Annotated in this window: 20 protein-coding genes; 11 read left to right on the top strand and 9 right to left on the bottom strand. The window is 46.9% G+C overall.

Features of this window, described 5'->3' with window-relative positions:
* Nucleotides 1-239: 239 nt before the first annotated feature.
* Nucleotides 240-1094: an RNA polymerase sigma factor SigJ gene (gene sigJ / locus BLW29_RS22205; RefSeq protein ID WP_090983675.1), complete on the top strand. Its 855-nt coding sequence runs from the start codon at nucleotides 240-242 to the stop codon at nucleotides 1092-1094.
* Between the two features lie 48 nt (nucleotides 1095-1142).
* Here the strand turns inward: sigJ and BLW29_RS22200 are convergent, their stop codons facing one another.
* From BLW29_RS22200 to BLW29_RS22190, 3 genes are read right to left on the bottom strand one after another with little or no spacing between them, the layout of a single operon-like run.
* Entirely contained in the window at nucleotides 1143-2231 is a 1089-nt protein-coding gene (locus BLW29_RS22200) for a GerAB/ArcD/ProY family transporter (RefSeq protein ID WP_090983673.1), read from the bottom strand.
* 23 nt (nucleotides 2232-2254) lie between these two features.
* Nucleotides 2255-3415 carry a Ger(x)C family spore germination protein gene (locus BLW29_RS22195; RefSeq protein ID WP_090983671.1) on the bottom strand — a complete coding sequence of 387 codons (1161 nt, stop codon included), beginning with the start codon at nucleotides 3413-3415 and terminating at the stop codon, nucleotides 2255-2257.
* Nucleotides 3412-4857, bottom strand: a complete 1446-nt coding sequence (locus BLW29_RS22190; protein WP_090983669.1) for a spore germination protein — start codon at nucleotides 4855-4857, stop codon at nucleotides 3412-3414. The genes BLW29_RS22195 and BLW29_RS22190 overlap by 4 nt, the downstream gene beginning before the upstream one ends.
* 317 nt (nucleotides 4858-5174) lie before the next feature.
* Here BLW29_RS22190 and BLW29_RS22185 point away from each other — a divergent pair, with 317 nt between their 5' ends.
* The 6 genes from BLW29_RS22185 (at nucleotide 5175) to BLW29_RS22160 (ending at nucleotide 11513) form a co-directional block, all read left to right on the top strand.
* Entirely contained in the window at nucleotides 5175-5591 is a 417-nt protein-coding gene (locus BLW29_RS22185; protein ID WP_177186765.1) for a phosphotransferase, read from the top strand.
* Nucleotides 5592-5751: 160 nt separating this feature from the next.
* On the top strand, nucleotides 5752-7398 hold the full coding sequence (locus BLW29_RS22180) for a PAS domain-containing sensor histidine kinase (RefSeq protein ID WP_177186764.1): 1647 nt from the start codon (nucleotides 5752-5754) through the stop codon (nucleotides 7396-7398).
* Between the two features lie 109 nt (nucleotides 7399-7507).
* Nucleotides 7508-7843 carry an MmcQ/YjbR family DNA-binding protein gene (locus tag BLW29_RS22175; protein WP_090983663.1) on the top strand — a complete coding sequence of 112 codons (336 nt, stop codon included), beginning with the start codon at nucleotides 7508-7510 and terminating at the stop codon, nucleotides 7841-7843.
* A 28-nt stretch (nucleotides 7844-7871) separates the two neighbouring features.
* Nucleotides 7872-9236 carry a polysaccharide deacetylase family protein gene (locus tag BLW29_RS22170; RefSeq protein WP_090983661.1) on the top strand — a complete coding sequence of 455 codons (1365 nt, stop codon included), beginning with the start codon at nucleotides 7872-7874 and terminating at the stop codon, nucleotides 9234-9236.
* 154 nt (nucleotides 9237-9390) lie between these two features.
* The gene (locus BLW29_RS22165; RefSeq protein ID WP_090983659.1) at nucleotides 9391-10434 is read left to right on the top strand and encodes an S-layer homology domain-containing protein; all 1044 of its coding nucleotides are present in this window, start codon (nucleotides 9391-9393) and stop codon (nucleotides 10432-10434) included.
* A gap of 113 nt (nucleotides 10435-10547) precedes the next feature.
* Nucleotides 10548-11513 carry a phosphotransferase family protein gene (locus BLW29_RS22160; RefSeq protein WP_256208790.1) on the top strand — a complete coding sequence of 322 codons (966 nt, stop codon included), beginning with the start codon at nucleotides 10548-10550 and terminating at the stop codon, nucleotides 11511-11513.
* 31 nt (nucleotides 11514-11544) lie between these two features.
* On the opposite strand, the gene BLW29_RS22155 is transcribed toward BLW29_RS22160, so the two are convergent.
* The 4 genes from BLW29_RS22155 to BLW29_RS22140 all read right to left on the bottom strand — a co-directional run bounded on the left by BLW29_RS22155 (nucleotide 11545) and on the right by BLW29_RS22140 (nucleotide 15609).
* A complete protein-coding gene (locus tag BLW29_RS22155) occupies nucleotides 11545-12609 on the bottom strand; it encodes a Ger(x)C family spore germination protein (protein ID WP_090983657.1) in 1065 nt (354 codons plus the stop codon).
* A gap of 2 nt (nucleotides 12610-12611) precedes the next feature.
* Nucleotides 12612-13703: a GerAB/ArcD/ProY family transporter gene (locus BLW29_RS22150; RefSeq protein ID WP_090983655.1), complete on the bottom strand. Its 1092-nt coding sequence runs from the start codon at nucleotides 13701-13703 to the stop codon at nucleotides 12612-12614.
* Nucleotides 13704-13732: 29 nt separating this feature from the next.
* Nucleotides 13733-15055 (bottom strand): spore germination protein, encoded by a 1323-nt coding sequence (locus BLW29_RS22145; RefSeq protein WP_090983653.1) that lies wholly within the window; start codon nucleotides 15053-15055, stop codon nucleotides 13733-13735.
* 167 nt (nucleotides 15056-15222) lie between these two features.
* Nucleotides 15223-15609, bottom strand: a complete 387-nt coding sequence (locus BLW29_RS22140; protein WP_090983651.1) for a LysM peptidoglycan-binding domain-containing protein — start codon at nucleotides 15607-15609, stop codon at nucleotides 15223-15225.
* A 163-nt stretch (nucleotides 15610-15772) separates the two neighbouring features.
* On the opposite strand from BLW29_RS22140, the gene BLW29_RS22135 reads away from it, so the two are divergent.
* Together BLW29_RS22135 and BLW29_RS22130 are read left to right on the top strand one after the other, a co-directional pair.
* Nucleotides 15773-16264 (top strand): GyrI-like domain-containing protein, encoded by a 492-nt coding sequence (locus tag BLW29_RS22135; protein ID WP_090983649.1) that lies wholly within the window; start codon nucleotides 15773-15775, stop codon nucleotides 16262-16264.
* A 98-nt stretch (nucleotides 16265-16362) separates the two neighbouring features.
* Nucleotides 16363-18471 (top strand): PBP1A family penicillin-binding protein, encoded by a 2109-nt coding sequence (locus tag BLW29_RS22130; RefSeq protein WP_090983647.1) that lies wholly within the window; start codon nucleotides 16363-16365, stop codon nucleotides 18469-18471.
* A 1096-nt stretch (nucleotides 18472-19567) separates the two neighbouring features.
* Here the strand turns inward: BLW29_RS22130 and BLW29_RS22125 are convergent.
* Together BLW29_RS22125 and BLW29_RS22120 are read right to left on the bottom strand one after the other, a co-directional pair.
* Nucleotides 19568-21163, bottom strand: coding sequence for a phytoene desaturase family protein (locus BLW29_RS22125; RefSeq protein WP_090983645.1), 1596 nt, complete (start codon nucleotides 21161-21163; stop codon nucleotides 19568-19570).
* Between the two features lie 200 nt (nucleotides 21164-21363).
* A complete protein-coding gene (locus BLW29_RS22120; protein ID WP_090983643.1) occupies nucleotides 21364-21624 on the bottom strand; it encodes a hypothetical protein in 261 nt (86 codons plus the stop codon).
* Nucleotides 21625-21805: 181 nt separating this feature from the next.
* Between BLW29_RS22120 and BLW29_RS22115 the strand changes: the two genes are divergently transcribed.
* Together BLW29_RS22115 and BLW29_RS22110 are read left to right on the top strand one after the other, a co-directional pair.
* Complete coding sequence (locus BLW29_RS22115; protein WP_090983641.1) at nucleotides 21806-22366, top strand: RNA polymerase sigma factor; 561 nt, start codon at nucleotides 21806-21808, stop codon at nucleotides 22364-22366.
* Nucleotides 22350-23015 (top strand): DUF4367 domain-containing protein, encoded by a 666-nt coding sequence (locus BLW29_RS22110; protein WP_090983640.1) that lies wholly within the window; start codon nucleotides 22350-22352, stop codon nucleotides 23013-23015. The genes BLW29_RS22115 and BLW29_RS22110 overlap by 17 nt, the downstream gene beginning before the upstream one ends.
* Nucleotides 23016-23039: the final 24 nt, after the last annotated feature.

Below are 23039 nucleotides of genomic sequence, written 5' to 3'. Positions count from 1 at the left end.
TGTCTCAACCGCTCTTCGAACATATAACGAAGCAGCATCATTTTCTGTGACACAAGCCGGAATCGATAGTGGACATACATATTAACATGGATGAAGGAAAAGCTATGTACCAAATGAATGCATTAGCATTTTGAAAATTTGTTCAAATCGCTTGTCACAATTTACCTTGGTACCTCGTTATATGTAATGGCCTTTTTCTATGCTTTAGGAAGGTAAGGATTATGAATGGAAGTGTTAGGATGCAGGAATTATATGAGCAGTACAAAGGATTGCTGTTTAAACTCGCCTATCAGCTGACCGGCTCCGTTTCTGATGCTGAGGACGCGGTGCAGGATGTATTTATGAAGGTATATGAAATTCCACCGGAGAAGCTGACGCAGCCCAAAGCTTATTTATGCAAAATGGTGACGAATCGCTGCAAGGATTTACAGAAGTCCGCTCGCAAGAAGCGAGAACAATATTTTGGAGAATGGCTGCCGGAGCCGTTAGTCAGCTCTTATGATGATGGAATGGAATCGGTTGCCCGGGATGAGCTACTATCCTACGCCATGATTGTTATGCTTGAACGGTTAGCACCTACGGAACGTATCGTGTTCGTCTTACGCGAGGCACTTGGGTTTGAGTTTCCCGAAATCGCGGAGCTCGTGGAGAAGAGCGAAGTGAATTGCCGCAAAGTGCTTAGCCGCGCAAGGGCGAAGATGGGGATTTCCTCCGAAGAACTCGTTCAACCTGAGGCAGCTAATGATAAATGGGCACATGGGTTCATAGCAGCGCTTAAACAAGGGAACCTCAATGAAATCCTATCCATGCTCGATCAGAATGTTGTGCTTGTCTCAGACGGAGGAGGCAAGGTTTCTGCGGTCGTCAAACCGGTTGCGTCGAGAGATATTGTGGCTAAGTTTCTCAGTAAACCGCTTCATAAAGCGTTTGAAGGATCGATTGTTGAGGTGGCTGGGCTAAACGGGCAGCCAGCGATTATTCTACGTTCGGATGAAGGAATCCATACCGTGGTGATGCTCCATGTTGAAGGGGACGCCATCCGAAATTTATATGTTCTGAGGAATCCCGACAAACTTCAGCATTTAGCCGTATAGCAGTAACAAGGAAGCAGGACGCATCGATGAACTTCGCTGCGTCCTGTTTTACGTTCTACGGCTCTGTCTGATGCTGCCGATCATCCAGAATATCAGTGGAATGCCCAGGAAGGCGGAGGGGTAGAAGTAACGGATCAGAAATGCATTCCTGGTTGTATTCGCAAATTGAATGTGGTGCGTGCTATAGATAACACTTCCCAGTAGAATGCAGGACAACGTACAGGATATGAACTTCCAATTCTTGAAACCGGTCCATTCCGATAATCCATAACTAAGGATGAACATCGCAATCGATAGCTTAATGAAGGCGCCAAATAACCAAAGCGGGATAAAGAAAGCGTCGATATTTTGCACGAAATTGAGGATGTAGACGAACTTTGTGAGGGAATAAACAGGGACCACGAGCTGAGCGGCTAGGAAAGGACCTGTTACGGATAGAACGACAAGTGTAGTTATCAACCCCCAGACCATGGAGACCGTTGTGCCCCAGAGAATGGCCCGTGATGCGGTTCGTTTGTTTTCCGCGAAGAAGAACAACATCAGGACAATGGATGGATCGACCATGTAATTGCACGATAGCAGTGCGCCATTCAGAATGGAATGCCACCCGGAGTCGGCATAGATGGGGAGAATACGCTTAATATTCATATCCTGAGGATTCAGAAACAGAATGGCGAAATAAAAAGTGACAAAGATCGGACCAATGATCTCTGCACAGCGGCTAATCGCGGTAAGCCCGCCTTTGCAAATGACACATGCAATGAGAAACAATAGACAAATTAAGATGACGATCATCGGTGTGTTATGGAGCATGACTAAGTTTTGAAATTCAACAGTACCTTCTACGACAGAAGACATCTGCATGAACCACAGCGCGAAATAAACGGTAACGATTATTTTACCTAACACGGTTCCAAACAGATCTTTAACGAATTGTACGACCGATTTGCCTTTATGCTGTTTGCAAACACGAAGTATAATCCAGGTTTCGATCATCATGATCATCGTGCCCAGTAGTATGGAAATCCAACTATCCTGGCGTGATTCCTCCGTAGCTAATCGGATGGGAAGGTAGGAGAACATAATAATGGATGAAATACTGATCAACCAGAACATCTGATAGCTGCTTACTTTCATGCCTCATTGCCCACCTTCCTCCGTTAATCGAGCGGTGCACCAGTCACGCCTGTTGACCGCAGCTGAATCTTCGCTTGAATGGTAACGTCGATTTTCTTGAAGTTGTTATCCCAATCCGCTTTCTGTGTTTTCCACCAGTACGGGTATTTGCGATGCAAATACTCTCCAATTCCGATTACATCAGGTCCGAAGTGCTGGATTTTCCCCATCGTTTGCTGCAATTCCTTCTGTATTTGCTTATTCAGATAGCGCTGAAGGGCGACCATGTTCTCTGATTTGGACATATCGAGAGACGTTGAATTCTCGAGCAAATACGCTTGCGCCTTTACCGTCAGCACTACGTGCGCGGGATCATTGCCAGCGTGAATTCGCCGTTTCTGATGGGTTAATCGAAAGGATAGGACACCTTTACCATTCTTCGATGGAATTGTAATACCGCCGTTACTGCCTTTCCCGATCATCCAGATTGCCAGAGCACCTTCACCCGCGTTCAGAAATCCTTTAATCCTCATATTCTTGTCCATAACGGCGAAGCCTGCAACGGCAGCTATTGGCGTCTTCTTCTTGCTGTTTAATTCTACTTCTTGGATCTGGATATAGGGGATAAACGGTCGAGTACCCTGCGCCAGACTTTCGATCACGATATGTCTCGACGTAAACCCTTCTAACCCGTTGATCTGCATTTCCTTCCCGGCCGCAACGCTCGAATTATATTCCATGGGATGCTTGAGCTTTAGAAATTCCTTCGCGCTGCTCCCTCGTACGATAACAATGGTATCCCTTAAATTGTTTGCAGGATCTCTACCTAGCTTATCGAATAGCTTGTTTAATTCGTGTTTGGCGAAAAACTCTTCGCCTACAGCAATTAAGATTCGGTGACTCGTCATCAATCTGCGAGATATTTTACCTTGGATCTTCTGACTGGCGTCGAATACATTTCTGCCTGTAGCCGATACGACGATATAGTTATCCTCTCCGCCGGACCCTCCGCCTTTATTGGAACCGTTAAGCTGAGAGGGAATAACGATCTGATTGCTGATTTCAATATTATCCCCTTCGGCATGATCAACCGCCGTCCCCAAGATAATGGCTAACTGATTAGGTTCGATAAAATCTGTACAGCCGGAAAGCGACAGCAGCAGGATGGCAGCGACACTCAAGAGCAGTGTAAACCGAACCATCATGGAGTCCCTTTCTTATTTCGTCCGTTTTTCATCCAGAATGGGTATCGAATGATCAGATCTCTTATTCGTTTGCGATCGAAAGGGGCGACCGGACTTAAGTATGGGGTTCCGAAGGATTCCAGCATGACCATATGGATCAACAAGAAAATAATGCCGAAAGCGAAACCTACGAAGCCAAGTGCGCCGGAAATAAACAGCATCATGTAGCGAATGATACGAAAAGGAAGGGTAGCGCTATATCTGGGAATCGTATAAGCAGCGATCCCCGTTAAGGAAATGACAATGATGATCGGCGTAGAGATGATGCCGGCTTCAACGGCAGCTTGTCCGACAACCAGCGCTCCGATGATACTGACTACAGGGCCAAGCTGATTGGGAAGATGGACGCCGGCTTCTTGCAAGCCGTCAAAAATAAACATCATGATGAAGACTTCGATAACGGTTGGAAAAGGAGAGGTTTCCCGGGCAGTCGCAATGCCGATCATAAGATTGCTTGGAATCATCTCCGGATGGAACGTCGAGAGGGAGACATAGATGGCAGGTAAAGCAAATGAAATGAAGGTCATGATATATCTAACTACTCGGGTTAGGATGATAAAGACGAATCGCTCGAAATAGTCATCCGCGGATTGGAGACCTGACCAGAACGTAATGGGAAGGATAAGAGCGAAGGGAGTTCCGTTCGTGAGAAGCGCGACCTTCCCATCCAATAAACTTGCGGTCACGATATCCGGTCGTTCCGTATTCTGAACTTGCGGGAAGAGGGAGAAGGAATTATTCTCGATCCATTCTTCGATATAGGCGGAATCGATGACGCCGTTAATCTCGATCTTCGCAAGCTTCGCTCTCACTTCAGCCAAAACCTTCTCGGAAGCTAAGCCTTGCACGTAAGTGAGGACGACTTCGGTTTGCGTGTACTCCCCGATCGTGAACGATTCCATCTTCAGCTGCGGATGAATGATCCTGCGCCGAATTAATGAAGTATTGGTACGGATATTCTCAACAAAACCTTCCTTGGAGCCACGCAGCGTGGACTCCTTATGCGGTTCTTGAATGCTTCGCATCTCAAATTCTTGAACCTGAGCAAGGAGTGCAGCTGCTTCTCCATCTACCAGGATTGCTAGACTGCCATGCAAAATATGTTGAACGAGATCTTCCATACATTCATCCGTCTTAATGTTCGCTAGAGGAAGCCATTCCCGTTCGAGCATTGCTGCCAGTGTTTGGATCCGTTCTATGCCTTGCGGCAAACCGCTGAAGATTAGCGGCTTCAGCACATTATTTTCGATGCTTTGCACATTAGCCATGCCATCCAGATAAGCGAGTAATAGCAAAGTTTCATCATTTAATGTAAATCGACGAAACACAATATCCGAACAAAGATCGAAATGATCTCTCAGGTAAGCTTCATTCGCTTCAACGCTGCTGCTAATGGCAACCATAGATGATCCCCCAGTTGTTAAAGTGCACTCGGTGAATATTATGAGCCAAGCAGGTTGCAGCTATGCAGATTCTGGTAACTTTTCCGTTTACATCAAAGAGCATGAATGTTACTTTTGAATAGTAGATTCTAGTTTCAGAGGGTCGATAGAGAAGGAGATTGTTATGCATAGCGGATTTCAAGTGGATACCGAAATCAGTCGGCAGCTTACACTTAAGCAAACCAAACAGGCGGCGCTTAACGCACTGCTGCACTACGATATCGAATGGAATGCCACCGGAGGAAGCGCTCGGATTATATGTGAAGGCCACAGAAAAAGTGAGCCAACATCTTCATCTTATGGAATCGCTGGAGCGGGACGATGATTATGGGATGATTCATGCAGACCTACATGTCGGCAATATTGTGTATCAGCATGGAAAGCCGTTCCCGATTGATTTCGGCAGATGCGGTTTCGGGTTTCATTTGTATGATATCGCACAGTCGATCATGGGGTTGTATCCGAACCAACGAGAGCAATTTATAGAAGGCTATCAGAAAGTAAAGCAGTTGAGCGAATCTGCAATTCCGATGCTGGAAAGTTTCTTTTTTATGTCGATCATCGAAGCTTACAGCTTCCATGCTGAGAATGTGCTTGAAACCGAAGGATTAAACGAAGAACAGCCTTATGCCCAGGCCTTATTACGTGCATATGTGAACGGAGAGCCGTTCTTATTTCAGCCGCTTGCCATCTAGCCAAACAACCCTCTAAACAACACGTTCACCGGAGACCAGCGCAGGCAGCGTTGGTTTTTTCTTGGTAAAAAGATCTATAAAGATTTGAAGAAATAAATGATATAATCAACGAGCAGTAGAATCGTTTCAATTTAATTTATATAGTTAAGGATGAATGGATATGAAAACCCGGTCACCGGTGCAAAGGTCAGATTCGGCTGTTAAGATTTCAATTATGTATGTGTTAATCGGCAGTCTCTGGATTATCCTCTCCGATAAAATAATAGATATGCTTCATTTGTCAGATGCCATCTCAGTCAATTTGACGAAGGGTATCTTCTACGTGTTAAGCACAGCCTTAATCCTCTACTTATGGGTTAAAGGAGTGAAGAAGGCGCTTACCGAGAGCGAAGAACGTTATGGCGCCATCGTCGAACATTCTCCGGAGCCGGTTGCCGTTCACCGAGACGGTAAGATCGTGTTTATTAATCCTGCAGGAGCCAAAGTAGTAGGCGCTGCAAGTCCGGAAGAAGTCATTGGTCATCCTATCGTTAATTTTATTCATCCCGATTTCATTGATAAGGTTCAAGAACGTGTTCGGCAAGTGATGGTCGAGGGAAGATCGACGGAGCCCGTTGAGCAGAAAATTATACGAATGGATGGACAAGTTATTGATGTAGAAGTAAGATCAGTGCCCATCAAGTACCAAGGCAAAACTGCCGTGCAGCTTCTATGTAAAGATATTACGGAGCGTAAACTAGCCGAACGTATGCTGGAAGAGAAAGAACAAGCTTATAAATCGCTTGTCGATCATAATCCGGATGCGATCTTTACCGTAAACCTCGAGGGCAGTTTGTCGAATGTAAATCCGGCTACCATTAAGATTACAGGTTATCCGCTTGAGGAACTTCTCCTCCAAGAATTCAAGCAGTTCATCATCGAAGAAGACCGGGATAAGACTTGCGATTTATTCAAGGAAGCTTTACTCGGTGAGTCCACTAGCATTGAAATTGCGATTCGCCATAAATCCGGTCATCCAATTGATTTGAATTTGAAGATGGTTCCGATTATCATCCATGACAAAATCGAAGGTGTCTATGGCATTGCCAAAGACATTACCAAACGGAAACGGACCGAAGAGTTATTGATTAAATCCGAGAAGCTGTCCGTAGTCGGTCAGCTTGCTGCCGGAGTAGCGCATGAGATTCGAAATCCGTTAACGTCGCTTCGCGGGTTCGTTCAATTGTTTCAAGCTAAAGAAGATATGAATCAAGAATATTTGCAGATTATGTTGTCGGAATTGGATCGCATCAATGATATCGTCAGCGAATTTCTCGTCATCGCCAAACCACAAGCTCTGAGCTTTGAAGTTAGAGACGTACGGCAAATTTACTATGAAGTGATCTCGCTTCTCGAAACGCAAGCTACCCTCAGTAACGTACAAATTCTCGCTGAAATCGCGGATGATATTCCGATGATCAGCTGTCAGCAGAATCAATTAAAACAGGTCTTTATCAACATTCTCAAAAATGCGATTGAATCCATGACAAGCGGAGGCAGCATCCTCATTCAGATGAAAGTCGTGGATCAGCAAATTAGGGTCCGCTTCATCGATAACGGCTGCGGCATCTCGGAAGAGCGATTGTTGATGTTAGGCGAGCCTTTCTACACGACGAAGGAGAAGGGGACGGGCCTCGGACTCATGGTATGTCATAAAATTATTGAAGCACACGGAGGAACGCTCCATATTGCAAGCCAGCTTAATCAAGGAACAACGGTTGATTTGATCCTGCCGATTGAAGAGAGCGGCGTCCTGCAAGAGGCATAGAAGATGGAGAGGGTTATGGAAGATCCGCGAAGCTCGCGGGTCTTTTTTTGTTGTGAGCAAGAGGGGAACGGCACGATATGGCGAACATAGACAACAGGAGGCGATTACCTTGATAACCGAGGATCAAATTAGAAGTTATGCGCTTTCTTTACCTGAAACGGACGAAGTCGACCACTGGGGCAAGCCTTCCTTTCGCGTGAGAAATAAAATATATGCCGTCATTCAGCCTGATGGCGTATCGTTGCTTGTCAAATTAACGGCAGACGATCGAGCAGCCTACACGACAATGGATCCTGCCGTTTATCAGGTTCCTCCGAAATACGCGACACTGAATTATGTCATCATCCAACTTGAACTCGTGGATCCGAATGAACTGAAGAGTCTGCTCTTCAAGGCGTGGAGTCTGGTTGCTCCGAAACGTGTCGTTAAGTCATTTGTTACTTAGGCAGTGAATGGATAGGGAGGAATTTGCGATGGCCAACGTTCATGTCATGCTGTGGTTCGATACGGAAGACTATATTACCAAAGAGTCCGAAGATGCCTTACTAGCGGTAGTACAGATGTTAAATAAGCGCGGCGTGAAGGGAATATTCAAGATTGTCGGCGAGAAAGCACGTAAATTGGAGCGAAACAACCGGCTTGATATTATAGAGCAGCTGGCACAACATGAAATCGGCTATCATACAGATTGGCATAGCGTTCATCCTACGGTCAGCGAATATTTGGAGCATTTCGGATTTGCGGATGGCGCTGAGGAATTTGACTTGCGAGAACGAGCTGGGCTAGCGGATGTGACGCGAATTACGGGACAAACAAGCAAGTGTTATGGCCAAGCAGGTTACTCATGGGCACCGCAGACTTTTCCCGTACTTCGAAAGTGGGGAATACCGGTTTATTTGGACGTACATGATCAGATTACGCTGGATCATAACCCGTTTTGGTACGGCGGGTTGCTCAATCTCACCGATATGCCTGGCATTATGCGAATGGAATTAAAGGCAGACGGTCTGGAAGAGGGCATGGCATTATTCGACCGGCTGTATGATGAGCTCTCTATACAAGATCAAGAAAGCTTCATTAGCATTTATTATCATCCATGTGAATTCGCATGCACGGGTTTCTGGGACGGCGTGAATTACAATCAAGGTCACAATACGCCGCCTGATCAATGGCAGCCGGCTCCACTTAGACAGGCAGGAGAGATGGAGCGCTATATCGAGATGTTGGGTGCATTCATTGATTATACGCGTACAAAATCCAATGTGAACTATATCACTTCGGCAGTAGCGCTGGAGATGGAGAAGTCCAATCGGAATCCATTGCACCCTTCGGATGTCCGGGCGATTGCGGCAGGACTCTCGGATGAGTTGAACTATACCGTTTATCGCGATTACTCTTTGTCTGCTTCTGAAATACACGCTTTGTTTTGTCGTTATCTGCTTGGACAAGAATTAATCCCTGAACTTATCTACGGCCCGGAAAATGAAACGCAAAGTGATCCATCCGAAGCTGTTCGGGTTGCGGACATCAAGAAGGCAATCTCCGAGGAGTATCCCAGACTGTTGGCATACAAACAGTTGCCGGATTATTTCACGGTAGCCGGGTACCGCATCAATCCCGTTGATCTTACCTGTACATTGGCAAGCATTATCGCTAACGATTATCGGGATGAAGATCGCATTGCGATCGTTTCCGGCGTGTTGAAGTCGAAGGAGCATGCCAGGACAGATGAGAATTGGGGGCCGCAGTGGAGTCCGTTTCCTCCTGATCTGAAAGTGCCCAATCTCATTCGCTTAGCTCAGCTTCAGACGTGGACATTGAAACCGGCATTATTCTAATGCAAACGGGCCATTGTATAGAGAGGTAGAGATTGCGGCGATTGATGTATTTACAAAACCTTAACAAAGAAAAAAGATTACTCACTGTAACCTTTTTCAATGCATGCTCGTCTACCTTATCTGAAAGCCAATATACTCCATGAGGTGAACGAACATGAAACAAACATTCAAAATGATCACATTAACTGCAGCAGCAGCCGCTATGGTATTTACTTTTGCAAGCCAAAGCTTCGCAGCAACTTCCGGTTTCACGGATTTGGGCAATAGCACAGCGAAGAACGAGATTATTTCCTTGCAGCAGCGCGGCTTGATCAAAGGGATTTCGGCCGATCAATTTGCACCGCATGGTACGATGACAGCGGCTCAAGGCGTTCAGCTCATCGTGAATGCGCTGAATTTGAACCTGGATCTGGTTCGATTCTTCAAAGAACCGAAAGCGACTGATTATTTCGTGAATGCAAACGATAAAGCTTGGTACGCAGACGCGTTGATCATTGCTGCCGTCAACAACCTTGAACTGCCGAAGGACCTGAATCCGAACAAACAATTAACGCGTGAGGAATTCACGCATATGCTGATCCACGCGATTGAAGTAACGGGCAAATTGCCGATGATCAAACCGGTTGTCGTAGATATCGCGGACCAAGACCAAATTACGATCGAGTACTCCGGATCAATCACGCGTGCACTAAACTACGGTGTCATTAAACTTGGCGAAGACGGCAAAGTGAATCCGAAAGTGATCATTACGCGTTCGGAAGCAGCCGTTGAAATCTACAATGCACTTGCTTACTTGAAAGCTCATGCAGCCCCGATCGATGCTAACAGCAAAGTATCCATCGAGCAAGGCAACGAGATGATCGGCGATGCAATCGGAGTAACACCATCCCTTAGCGAGGATGCAGATCCGAGCGCAGCATTTACGCGTGAAGCCTTTATTACGCAGCTCGTTAAAGCAGTTGAAGAAGCAGGCAAGCTGCCAATGATCAATGTTGTCGTTACCGATATCAAGGATGCGGACCAAATCGACGTCGTTAATTCCGGTGCTATCCAGCGCTCGCTCAGCTATGGCATCGTGAAACTAAGCAGCGATGGCAGCTTCAATCCGAAGAGCGAGATTACACATGGAGAAGCAACGGAAGCAATCAATAATGCGGTCGCTTACTTGAAAGCTCATCCGGCTCCTTCTGAGAAATAAACTTCAATTTACAACGACTGCCGGACGATTGTCCGGTGGTCTTTTTTTTCATTTGCAACTTTCTCCACGTCATTGCGTTTAATAGACAGCTGCCAAGAAGGAGACTGAGAGGATTGAAGGAGGATTCGCTGAAAGCTGCCATGGAGAACTTGATTCTACAACAAGCGGAACGATTAGCAGTCGATTATTTGCAAGACCAAGTGAAATCTTCGTACCAGATCTTAGGCAAAGGGTTGATCAACCAAGTCTGCGTAGTCGAGACAGCAACTCATAAAGTCGTCGTCCGCATGAATAAGTTATCTGAATATCCCATCTACCTCAAAGAACAATGGTGCATGGAGCAAGCTGCTTTGGTTGGCGTACCCGGTCCGAAAGTGTTGGCCATCGGCATTGCCGGAGAATACGCCTATATGATTCAATCTTTCGTCGAAGGCGACAACGGGTTAGACAGCATGGCTCATAAACCGGAAGTTTGGCGGCAACTTGGCGCTTATGTCAAACGGATACATGCCATTGATGTGAAGGGCTTCGGAGAAGAGCTGTTCGATCCGAGCGCCGGTGAATTCAAATCACCACCTCACCCAGGGTCTGACGGCAGCTGGCAGGGGTATGTGCAATATAATATAAACAGCTTGACAGAGCATGATCGGCTAATTGATCTTGGCGTCATCTCGCAGGCAGAATCGGTGAGAGTAAGAGAGATATTCGAGGCAGTGAAGCGAACCGCTTATCGATTCGGGTTAAACCACGGCGATCTTTCATTGAAGAATATGATGGTCAATTCAGAAGGACAAGTTCGATTACTGGATTGGGGCAGCGCGGAGGTTCATGTCGTACCTGACGGAGACATTATTCAAGCTATGCAAGGGATCTTGATAGGCGACGGTCCAAATGCGGAGGAATTGGATGCCTTTCTTGAAGGGTATGGGCAACGGCTTGATGACCTTACTAATCTGAAGCCGTTGATGCTGCTTAGAGCATTCGATAAGCTCAGGTGGGCAATAGATCGAAGTCCGGAGCATATCGAATCCTTTGCTGCTTATGCAAGGAAAGTGGTTGAAATGAACCTGGAAACATGACTCACGCGCTAAGGAGAACGGCAACCACGACCTAATTACTTGTTATATCCCCGCTGTTTCTAATATTAGAAACGACACGGATATCGGTTTCTAATTGGGGATAATACTTCTCCCGCCACTCCGGCAGCTGATTAAAGGGAAGCTTGTTTCTAAAATATTGCCCTGTACCTAAAGCATCGGATTCAAGCAGCAATAATTGATGAAATAGTTCTTCATATCGTTTCTTGATATCGTTTGAAAATGCTTCTTCAATTTCTCGATTACTGAGTTCGCTGTTATTTTCGATTAAGTGTAAGGAGAGCCGCATATTCATTCGTAATCGCGGATGCTGCCCATTCCAATCCGTATGCAGCTTGTTTTTGCATCCGACAATTGCAACACTTGTAGGACCGGCTGTTTGAACTACAGTGCCTTCAAACAATTCTTTATACAAGTTAATCAATAAGGATTGTTCCTTCTGAATTACGCCTTTCATCCGACCTTTCGACATCACGGCTGATCCCATGAATTCCAGCATCGTCGATTTGCCTGAACGGAGAATTGGGATGGAGATGTCTTCCGTATCCGAATGAATCGCAGCGAAGGTGCTCCAAACGAAGGCTAAATTGATCTCGGGACTCCAACCGGCATTTTTATTGAAAAAATTAATGAGTGCGCTTTCTTGGTTTTGAAGCACTTTCCCTGTGTGAGTGAGAAGGGTTTTGATATTATCGGAAGTGATGGCTAGAAGCACTTTGCTTGGAATCTGCTCGCTTCGAATGATGAAGGCAACTTCATCTTCTATGCCATCCTCCGCAACCTTGCGATCGATTACAATTAATTGGACATGCATATAGTCGATACCAGCTTCAATGTCGGTATCGATATCTGTAAGGGCTTTACTGATTGTATCCGCTTCTTTGTAATAGACCTCGGAAATAATCCGATTTTTTTCAGGCAGCGGTACTTGAATGTGAACTCTGTATTTATGTGACGTACCATATGAAATACCCATGACGATCGGTAAAACCCTGTGATTGAGGTCCTTGATATCCCAACAGCCGGTTAATAGTGCAGCACAAACGATAAGTATAGCTCCCGTATATAGCCTGCGCATCGTTATCGAATCCCTTCTTTCTTTCCTCCCCGTTGAACGTAGCCGCCTCGTATGTAGACTGCAATAGGGATGACTACAAAGACAAACAATCGGAACCAAATATCTCTAGTGTAGATATCCACGTACGTGTTCCAGTTAGGAATCCATATGGCAACAACAAAAATAAATAAACAGAGGAAAGGCCGGATATAAGATTCCTTCCAAGCCGGCACCATCTTTCTTACTAATACGGCAGAGGACCAGAGCACAAAGGATGTAGTTAACATGACAAAAGCGAGCAAGGCAACGGCATAAAATATCGCAATTCGATTAAATAAGGTCCAAGTAATGTTGACCGAGTCAATACTTGTTACGAGCGGATAATTCATCAGAGAAGCAGCGTTGACCCCATAAACCAGGATTGGAACGTAAACGATCGCCACATAAACGATCGTTATGGGTACCATTGTAAGTAAAATGGGCTTGATCTTTACTTTGATCACAGGAGGCAGCATACCAAGTAAGAGGAAAGGGCAGATCGAGAATAAAGGGACGAGAAACTTTCCCTGCTGCATGAAATCAAAGCTTGTATTCATGATTGGGAACAGATTCTGTAATCTAGAGTTTTTCATGCAGCCCAATAAAGCAAAAAAAATGGCTGGCAGATATAACAAGGACAATAGCGTGCTTGCCCTCAAGATACCGCGTGGACCAATGGATGAGCCGACGTAAGTAATAAAGCAGAGAAATAGCAATAACGCATATAATGGCGATCGGATAACGAAAACAATTTGCATGAGTTCAACAAAGCCACGCGTTCCCATAATTCCGATGAGCAGTAAATACAGGATAAGTGGGAGCAATAGAAGAGAGCTGGCGAATCGGCCAAGTGGAAGGAATAAATCCGCATAATCCATTTCTCCGGCTTTGCTGATTCCTCTCAGTAGAAAAAGCAGAAGGATTAGCTCGATAAGCATATTTAACAATGAGGGTTCCCAATGTCCATGCATCGTAGTTCGCAGCATGGCTTTGGGGAATAACAGAAATATAATACTGCAGTGAGTGACGAATACAAATAATGGGATTGTCACAATAGCATTCAATCGATAGATCATCAGCTCCACCCCTATCTGTTTATTCGTACTTAGGTTTTCCCCAGCCTCCTGGAGCTTAGGAAACTCATAAATGGAACACCGAAGCGTTCGATTCCACTGACATAGAAACAGATGGCGATAAAGCCGCCGAATACGCCGAAAACACCAAACATTCCCGCAGGCACGAGGATGCCAATTCTCAAGATTCGAATGGTAAAAGAGTTCAAGTAATTGGGAAAGGCAAAGTTGGCCGTTGCCGTGATCGAGATTACGATGATGACAAGACTGCTCACGAGCTTAGCGTCGACAATTGCTGTTCCGAGGACGATGCCGCTGGTAAGGGTAACGGTTGAAGCCATAACTTTGGGCAACCTCTGCGTAGCTTCAAACGTGATTTCGCTGACAATCATTAATATTAAGATTTCTAGAAACGTAGGTATAGGGATTCCGGTTCGGCTGGTAGCAATGTTGAGCGCGAGTTCGTTGCGTAACGCTTCCGGATTGACGGAGACGACAGCTACATAGAGTGCAGGAGTCAAGAGTGAGATGCCAATGCTGAGCAAACGCACTAATCGTAGACCCATCATGACGAGGAATGGATGATTCTTATCCCATGCCAGAGCAATATAATCGCTGAATATTAGAGGAAGCACATAAGCAACCGGTTCTCCATCAACCAACAATAGGACTCTGCCCTTCAAGATGGAAGCGAGCGCTTGGGCCGGAATTTCTGTTTTACAGAAAGGAGGGAGGATGTCGAAACGATTGCAACCGAGTACTTTGATCAGGTCTTGTCCGTTTTGCAGCTCCTTGCCTGATGCGGATGCTTTCTGCAAACAAGTTCTTAGTTGATTCAGCAGCTCTTTGTCGACGCAATTGGAGTGGTAGACTAAAGATGTATCCTTTGTGAGTGCACCGGTAAAAGTGAAACCTTCCGTTTTTAAGTAAGGGGATTTGATCGCATTACGTAAGAGTCCGATATTTGTATTTATTGATTCCATGAATGATACTGCCGGACCGTAGGGCAAAGTTTCACTATTGGGCATATCAATGGCTCTAGTCAGGGTTTGCAACTTTCCTTTAAAGCTGAATGCACGTTCTCCATCGGTAGCTATAAGTACAACCAGGCTTTGATCGAGATTATTCATATCTTCTGAGGACAATTCTTTGCCTGCTAATCGAATACAGATGTCTTGGAAGGAGTCTGCGGAAGTAATGCCGGAACTCCAAATATAGTTGATCGTTTCTTGATAATTCACGATGGATTCAAAGTAATTGAGCCACAAACAATCCGAGCCAAGCTGCAGTGGTTTCACTTTCATATCACAGTTCAATTCGGTTTCTTTTAGTTTGGCGTGCAAGAAATTATCCATTACCTGGTCTCCTAAGAAGTGATGTTTGCTGGAAGTATTAGGGTCACTTGGTATAGTTTCCAGAATAATGTAGGGATATTCAGGCACAGAAAAAGCCTTCTGATTCGCAATCGCTGCGGATCCGAGGGCTTATTGAATTTCATCGGCGTAATGAAGAATGGATGTCTTTATTTCTGAACTTCAGACGGCTGATGTGCCATCTCGGAATAGGTTTTATGACAAACCATATTGGATATACGTGGGATGACGATCATTTCGCCTACGTTCAATTGGTTCGGATTCTTATGCTGAGGGTTCGCTTCCTCCAAGATTGCCATCGGGATGTTATATTTGTGGCCGATCGAGGCGAATGTGTCCCCCGCTTGAACTTGGTACTGTGCGAAAACCATGTCATCCGATTGACCGTCTCGAAAGAATGGGAAGAAAAATGGCGAGAAGGAGAAGAAAGGAAATAAGAAACGTCCTGGGAAGAAAGGATGGGGAAACGGGCGGAAGAACGGGCGACGGCCGAATCCACCACCAAATCCGCCTCCAGGGAAAAATCCACGATTCATTAGGTAACCTCCATGATGTTGGAATAGTCATTTGACTATATAGAATATCCGCTATGGCTTGGAATCGTTACAGTGAATATGGAAAAATATTGTTTTCATTAGGGCAGGAATCGTTATCGAGCTCCAGAAATGTTGTAAATATAACGCAAAATGAGGTGTTTATATGAAGATAGAAATCGTTCAAACAAATGCAATTGCATCTTATGTTGGAGTAAGGGCAAGCAGTCTCATGACGAATTTAGGGAGTGCTGTTAGTTCGGCGCTGCAAGAGGTCGTAGAGAGAAGCAATGAAATTGCGAATATCAGAAATCGTGAAGTGACTTATGGAATCACGCCTCCGAATTATAAAGGGAACGACGGCCTTCTAGATTTCTACTGTTGTTATGAAGTGGAACCTCTGGCTAACGTACCTCAGGGCATGGTCCATCTTCACCTCTTGCCTCGATTGTATTCTGTTACCTACTATCGTGGGGCTGCCAGCAAGCTCGTTACAGCCTACGATTTCACATCGCAATGGCTTGCCGAGAATGGCTATGAGTATGACGATGTATCGTATTATTTGGAGCGATATGATGAGAAGACAACGCGAGAAACAGATGATGAACGAAATGAAATCGCGATTTATTGCCCGATCAAGAAGAAAGCAGTGGAATAAAAAAACGAATGAATATCGGTTGAACCACCTGAAATTCGCTTCTCTCTACGAACTACTATCTGAGGCAAGGCAGGATAGGAAGAGGTTGGGAGAAGGATATGAAACCGAGAAGCAAAGAGAGATCGACAGTACGACTGTCGTGGAGAAAGATATTATTAGCAATCATACTGACAGGTATCGTGGTTGTTGCTTTGGGCTGGGCCACCTTCGGCATACTGGTCAATAAACAGGATATTACTTTGCTGGCAAAGCCGCTTCCGGCAGCAACGATTATTTATGATCAGGATGACAAAGAAGCAAGCCGAATATCGCTCAATACCATTGAACCGGTCCAATTCGAGCAGTTGCCGAAACATCTCGTCGATGCGGTCGTTGCGGTTGAAGATAAGCGCTTCTTCGAACATGATGGAACTGACCTATGGGGGATCGGTCGTGCGCTGATGACCAACCTAACGAATGGACAGACCGTACAGGGAGCGAGTACGATCACGCAGCAGCTGGCTAAGAATGTCTTTCTGACGCATGATCGAACGTGGGGAAGGAAATGGAACGAAGTCCTCTTATCCAAGAAAATCGAAGGCCAATACGATAAGCAGCACATTATGGAGATGTACCTCAACCAAATTTATTTTGGCGAAGGGGCTTGGGGAATTAAACGCGCGGCAGAGACTTACTTCAGCAAGAAGGTTGAGAACTTGACGCTTTCAGAGTCGGCGCTGCTTGCTGGCATCATTAGAGCCCCTTCGGCGCTTTCGCCGTTCAAGCATCTCGATAAGGCTCTAGAACGCCGTAACATTGCACTTCAACTTATGAAGGATCAAGGAAAGATAAGTCAAACTACGTTTGATAAGACCATCCATGAACCAATTAAACTCGGAAGCTCCAAGCCAAACCGAGGTGAAGGTATTAAGTACCCGTATTATGTGGATCAAATCATTCGAGAAGCGGGCGCCTTGTACGGGTTGACCGAGAATGAAATTCTGCACGGAGGATTGCGGATCCATACCGCGTTGGATACGAAAATGCAGCAGGCTGCAGAACAGGTTTATTCGAAGAACTCGGTGTTTCCCAATAGCGTGGCTGACCAGCTAATTCAAAGTGGTTCGGTATTGGTCGATCCGCGTGATGGCGGAATTAGGGCACTAGTTGGCGGAAGAGGGCAGCAGCCTTTCCGTGGATTTAACCGCGCCGTGCAGCTGAAGCGACAGCCCGGTTCCACGATGAAGCCGATTTCCGTGTATACGCCTGCTTTCGAACAAGGCTATCGTCCGGAAGATACGCTGCTTGACGAGCCCGTAGCATTCGGTGGATATGAACCAAAGAATGCCGGAGGGGGCTACCACGGAGAAGTATCCATTTACGATGCGATCGTAAATTCGTACAATATCCCGGCGGTGCGGTTATTGAATGAGATGGGTATTGACGCCGGGATGGAGGCGGCAGAGCGCTTCGGGATTGAGCTCAAAGAAGAGGACAGAACACTCGGACTCGCATTGGGCGGACTGCAAGAAGGCGTTTCGCCGCTAACGATGGCTGAAGCTTTCGGCGTATTCGCCAATGACGGGGTTCGCATGCCTGCGCATTCGATTATTAGCATTGAATCAGCAGAAGGTGAAGTGCTGGCGGAAGCAGCTGATGATGAAGGGGTAAAGACGACCGACGCTTCCGTTGCACGTACGATGACCGCAATGCTGGAAGGTGTCGTACAGGAAGGAACGGGCGAGGCAGCATCACTTGAAGGTCGCCGCGTCGCCGGTAAAACTGGCACAACCGAAATGCCGGGAACCGGGGGCGAAGGTATCAAAGATAACTGGTTTGTCGGCTATACCCCGCAGTTGGTCGGTGCCGTATGGCTGGGATACGATCATACGGATGCGCAGCATTATCTGACTACAACTTCAAAGGCCGCCGCGGCTGTATTCCGGGAGCTGATGGGCGAGGCGCTGAAAGGCGAACCGGTCCTTGCCTTCCCGAAAGCGCCTGGGGGCGGAGTCAAGAAGCCCGGTAAACCGCCGAAAGCTGATGATCGGGACAAGGACCATAAGCCAGGAGATAAGGGGCCGGGTAAAGGGCCAGATAAAGGACCGGGTCAAGGTCCAGATAAAGGACCAGGACATGGAGGGCCAAAGAAAGACCATGGAAAGAAAGACGAGGAGCGCCCCCCGAAGGGGCATGACAAACATGGCGGACCTCGAGAGCGGGATTGAGTAGGGTTCATGGTCATGCAAACAAAGAAACCTTCCCAATAGGGAGGTTCACTGCGTTCGTTGAGCTTGAAAGGGAAGTTTGAAGCATATCGAAAGGGGCTATCCTGCGTCATCATCGATGACGCATCGGATAGCCCCTTTCTAGTGCTTGCTTCTACCAACCGCTCTTCGAGGCTGAAAGTTCGTTTTCTGAACTATCAGCCTCGACTTAATGTGAATACCACGGTGAGAGTTCGATTATCGGATTCTCATTCGCTCACGCGCGGGTAGGGTGAATAGTTCGGCCTCTGAGAGTACGTTTTCTGAATTCTTAGCTTCATTTCTTCACGGTTTCGGCGCTGAGAGTTCGACTTTCGAATTCAAAACACACGCTCACACACACGCACACACACACGCACACACACACGTACACACACACACACACACACACTCACTCACACACACTCACACACGCATACACGCCCACACGCCCACACGCCCACACGCCCACAGATACACACACACACACTCAATCACTCACTCACTCTCTCACTCTCTCACGCGCAGGTCAGTTATTTAATGATTAAGAGTAGGGGAATCCGACTCTGTGTGGTGGTGGTGGTGGGCGGTGGCTTTGGCCGCTGAAAGTCGGATATTCCGACTCTCAGCATTATTTTTCGGTGATTTTACGATTGAGAGTCGGATTTTCCTACTCTCGAGGTGTGGCAATGGTGATGGTGGACGGCTTTGGACGCTGAGAGTTGGATTTTCCGACTCTCAGCATTATTTTTCAGTGAATATACGAGTGAGAGTCGGATTCTCCGACTCTCACGGCAGGGAGATGGTGGCGATTCGCTACTTTAGCTCACACGAACTGAAAATGATGCCTTAAATACAACATTAAGCCACAAAAGTCAGCCGAATTAAGGACATGTTGCCTTTAATGCAACAATATTTCCACCACCAGCCGCCAATATGCCAATCTATCTTAAAATGATGCCTTTAGTGCAACATTAAGTCATAATCGACCAATCGGAACAGAAATTGTTGCATTTTTTGCAACAATTTTACTCGAACCTCCAAGGAGCTAAGTCATAAGCGCACTTTAGCTAAGCTCTTATACATGCACATCTTGAGCTAATAATTGCTGCGCCACAATATAGCCCGATCCGCCGTTTATGCCGTGTCCCGGCCATGTGGCTGCGCCAAGCATGTACAGATTCGGAATTGCTGTTTGGTGGCTGGGTTGGGATGGGAGCGGGCGGAACAGGTAGCTTTGTGCGAAATCATGGGAACCGCCGTAAGGGTCGCCGGGTCCGGAATTCGGATTAAAGCGAGCGATGGTATCCGGCGTTACGACGGATTTGCCGATAATGGCGTCCGGAATGTTCGGAATATGCTTGCTGACGACGGCTATTACGCGTTCTGCGAAACGTTCGGTAAGGTCAGTCGTCCATGTTCCGTCACCGACAACTATTAGTCCAGCAGCATCGCCGCGGGGACGACATGGAACTTCCAGAACTTGAAGACGCATAATGGCTTTGCCGGCCGGAGCTCGGGAAGGATCAAGGTTCGTTGAGCAATCTACCGTGAACGTCGGTTTGGCCGGGAGCAGATCAGCCATCCCTTGTGCAATAGCTTGAGTAAAGCCGTCAAGTCCATCCGTTAAGTGAGGCTGGCCTACGCGATTAAATCGCCCATCCGGCCACTTCGGTGCTTCGCTGAGTGCGAGATGGATCTGAACGCAGCCTCGTCCATAGCGGAATCGCTGAGCTTCAGCTCGGATCTGAGGGTTGACTTCAGTATTGGACAACAGCGACAAGAACAACTGGTCCGGTCCGGTAGAGGCGACAACGGCATCCTTCGCGTGAAACTCTTCGCCACCTGCTGTACGAACGCCGACAGCTTTACCATGCTTCACGATAATCTTCTTGACCATCGTTCCTGTCATGATCTTGCCGCCTTGATCCTGCACTAACCGAGATAATGCCACTGCCAGCTGCTCGCTTCCTCCAGCGGGTATTGGCATTCCGCCGCCCATTAGCGCCATCGAGGTGAGCGGCACCCAGATCCCGCTGCCGATTTCGTCAGGTGTGCGTCCTAAATGCGTGACCCAAGAAGCCAACATGGCGCGCATAACCGGCGACTTGAATTCGCTGACGACATTCCGGGCCGTCGAGAAGAGTGAAGGGGCGAAGGTAGTTAAGCTTTTGCCTCCGACTCGTTTGTCATATAGCAGCTTATGTATAATCTCGGTAGCCTGCTGGCTGGATAAGTCTAAGTTGAATAATTCGAATACATCTCCGGCATAGGGCGTAAATGCTTCGAACATGCGGCCAAGCACAGCCCCATCGCCTGGCGCCAGACGTTCGGCTTCGAGCGCGAGCTCTTCGGCTGACCGTGCGAAGACGGCCGTTTCCCCGCTCTCCATAGAAACACCGGTGGGCAGATCCGTATTCACGTAATGCAAGCCCCGTGCTTCGAGTTCTGTTCTGAAATCCGCGTATGCAGGGCCGGTTAGGAAAAGAGGGTGAGCAGCGGAATATACATCATGCTTGAACCCTGGCAATGTCAGCTCTTCCGTACGCAAAAATCCGCCCGGGCGATCGTTCTTCTCCAATAATAGGACGCTTCTTCCCGCACGTGTCAAATAAGCAGCCGCAATCAGTGCGTTATGGCCACTGCCAATCATGATGACATCAAACTTGTTCAATGACGATCCCCCTCCAAGACAAGACTGAGTGCAGTTCCAGTTTAACGCATAGGGAGTAGCGAGAACTGGCGCTTATTGTCGGACTACCCAAATTATTCCTAAAGATTTTATGTACAAATCATTTTGGCGATCATAACGCTTAGAGACGGTTATATAAAATCCAAAAGACCTATTTAAAACAGGCCTTTTGGAGATTACTTTCAATCATCTAGTCGACGAGAGAGATTATTATTGGCCGCGCCAAACCCACCAGCCGTTCTTGTTATTCTGCCAACCGTTATCGCCGCGAGAGCCATTGCTGCCACGAGATCCTTGCGTACCTTGCGTACCTTGGTTGCCGCGCTTACAATTGCAGCCATTAGAACTTTGGTTACGACGTGAATCTTGAGTGCCTTGCGTACCTTGGTTACCGCGATTACAGTTGCAGTTACGCGAACCTTGGTTACCACTACGCGAACCATTACAACCACATGCCATATCTATCAACTCCTTTATCATGGGATCTTAATACTATATGTAGTGAATCTATCAATTGTTATCGTTGTATGCCCATTTACTAGACGACAGATTTCGAATAAATATCGAAAACCATGCAGCGAAACGCAAACGAAGACCGTCTAATAGGGTGGAGGTGGTTATCAAGTGAAGCCGGCCGGCAAACAGAACAAAGAACAATTCTCGAAAGACCCTGCAGAAGCGCTTGAGCAGCTAATGGATCGTTACGGCGCAATCGTTATGCGTACCGCGTATTTCTATACAGGTGATCGCCATCTTGCAGAGGATATCAGTCAAGAAGTGTTTCTGCGCAGCTTTCGCAAATGGACATCGTTTCGTGGTGACAGCAGCATGAAGACCTGGTTGACGTCCATTACCATTAATGTCTGTCGAGACAAAATGGGGGTTCGAATGTTTACAGAGCAGCCCACCGATCCGAGCCAGATGGATCGAAGCCAAACAATCAGTGTCGAGGACGAGGCTCTTGAACGGCTAAAGAAAAGCGAAGTACTGCAATATTTGCTTCGTTTGCCAGTCCCTTATCAGGAGGCACTGTATTTGTACTATTATCTGGACCTCAGTACGAAGGAGATCGCGGATGCGACTTCTTCGCCCGAAGGAACGATACGAAACAGACTTCACCGGGCACGTGAAGCGTTAGCTAGCTTGATCGACAAGGAGGAACGGACAAATGACAGAAACAGATAATCGATTACGCCAACACCTACGGGAAGAAGCAGATGAAATACTATTCACCGACATGGAATTGAGCAATCGAATGAAGCAGAAGATCCGGCAGGAAGCAGCTGCGGAGAAGTCGAAGCGCAGGTTCTTTCTTCCGAAAGCATGGACGTTGGGATTGACTGCGGCTATTATGATCATCGCTGTGTTCTTGATCCTTCAACAACAGAATCCGGGCACAAATACGGCCGAGGATGCGCCTTCAACCAACCAAGGAACTAGTGGTTCCCAGCTGTCTCAATTGATCACAACACCAGTAAGCACAGTAGAAGAAGCGATTGCTTCATTCGGACCCAATCTGCGAGTGCCGAATGAATTACCGGATGGTTATTCACTTTCGGAGATCATAACGGTAGGGATGAAGGATGAACCAGTGAGAGACGTAATCTTCACGTATACGTCAGGCGAGAAGAGCATTACGTACGCCGTGAGCCGCATGAAAGCCATATTTCCTGTAGATCTGTTCACTCCTACGCAAGTAAGCGGCAGTGACGGTTATGTATTTGAGCAGCCTGAGCTCGTTGAGCTATATTGGCTTGTCGATGATATTCAGTACTCCATCACCGGTCCATTGTCAGGCGAAGAAGCGATGAAGATTGCTGAATCGGTCAAATAACAGCATGGGCTGCCTCCTCGAAGA

It is taken from the genome of Paenibacillus sp. CF384, assembly GCF_900106745.1.
GTDB lineage: Bacteria > Bacillota > Bacilli > Paenibacillales > Paenibacillaceae > Paenibacillus_Z.
Note: the sequence above shows the minus strand (reverse complement) of the source record. Positions and strands in the feature narration are given on the sequence as shown.

Coding starts and splice junctions, on each gene's coding strand:
- sigJ (WP_090983675.1), top strand. CDS start 240: ATGCAGGAATTATATGAGCAGTACAAAGGATTGCTGTTTAAACTCGCC.
- BLW29_RS22200 (WP_090983673.1), bottom strand. CDS start 2,231: ATGAAAGTAAGCAGCTATCAGATGTTCTGGTTGATCAGTATTTCATCC.
- BLW29_RS22195 (WP_090983671.1), bottom strand. CDS start 3,415: ATGATGGTTCGGTTTACACTGCTCTTGAGTGTCGCTGCCATCCTGCTG.
- BLW29_RS22190 (WP_090983669.1), bottom strand. CDS start 4,857: ATGGTTGCCATTAGCAGCAGCGTTGAAGCGAATGAAGCTTACCTGAGA.
- BLW29_RS22180 (WP_177186764.1), top strand. CDS start 5,752: ATGAAAACCCGGTCACCGGTGCAAAGGTCAGATTCGGCTGTTAAGATT.
- BLW29_RS22170 (WP_090983661.1), top strand. CDS start 7,872: ATGGCCAACGTTCATGTCATGCTGTGGTTCGATACGGAAGACTATATT.
- BLW29_RS22165 (WP_090983659.1), top strand. CDS start 9,391: ATGAAACAAACATTCAAAATGATCACATTAACTGCAGCAGCAGCCGCT.
- BLW29_RS22155 (WP_090983657.1), bottom strand. CDS start 12,609: ATGCGCAGGCTATATACGGGAGCTATACTTATCGTTTGTGCTGCACTA.
- BLW29_RS22150 (WP_090983655.1), bottom strand. CDS start 13,703: ATGATCTATCGATTGAATGCTATTGTGACAATCCCATTATTTGTATTC.
- BLW29_RS22145 (WP_090983653.1), bottom strand. CDS start 15,055: ATGGATAATTTCTTGCACGCCAAACTAAAAGAAACCGAATTGAACTGT.
- BLW29_RS22140 (WP_090983651.1), bottom strand. CDS start 15,609: ATGAATCGTGGATTTTTCCCTGGAGGCGGATTTGGTGGTGGATTCGGC.
- BLW29_RS22135 (WP_090983649.1), top strand. CDS start 15,773: ATGAAGATAGAAATCGTTCAAACAAATGCAATTGCATCTTATGTTGGA.
- BLW29_RS22130 (WP_090983647.1), top strand. CDS start 16,363: ATGAAACCGAGAAGCAAAGAGAGATCGACAGTACGACTGTCGTGGAGA.
- BLW29_RS22120 (WP_090983643.1), bottom strand. CDS start 21,624: ATGGTTCGCGTAGTGGTAACCAAGGTTCGCGTAACTGCAACTGTAATC.
- BLW29_RS22110 (WP_090983640.1), top strand. CDS start 22,350: ATGACAGAAACAGATAATCGATTACGCCAACACCTACGGGAAGAAGCA.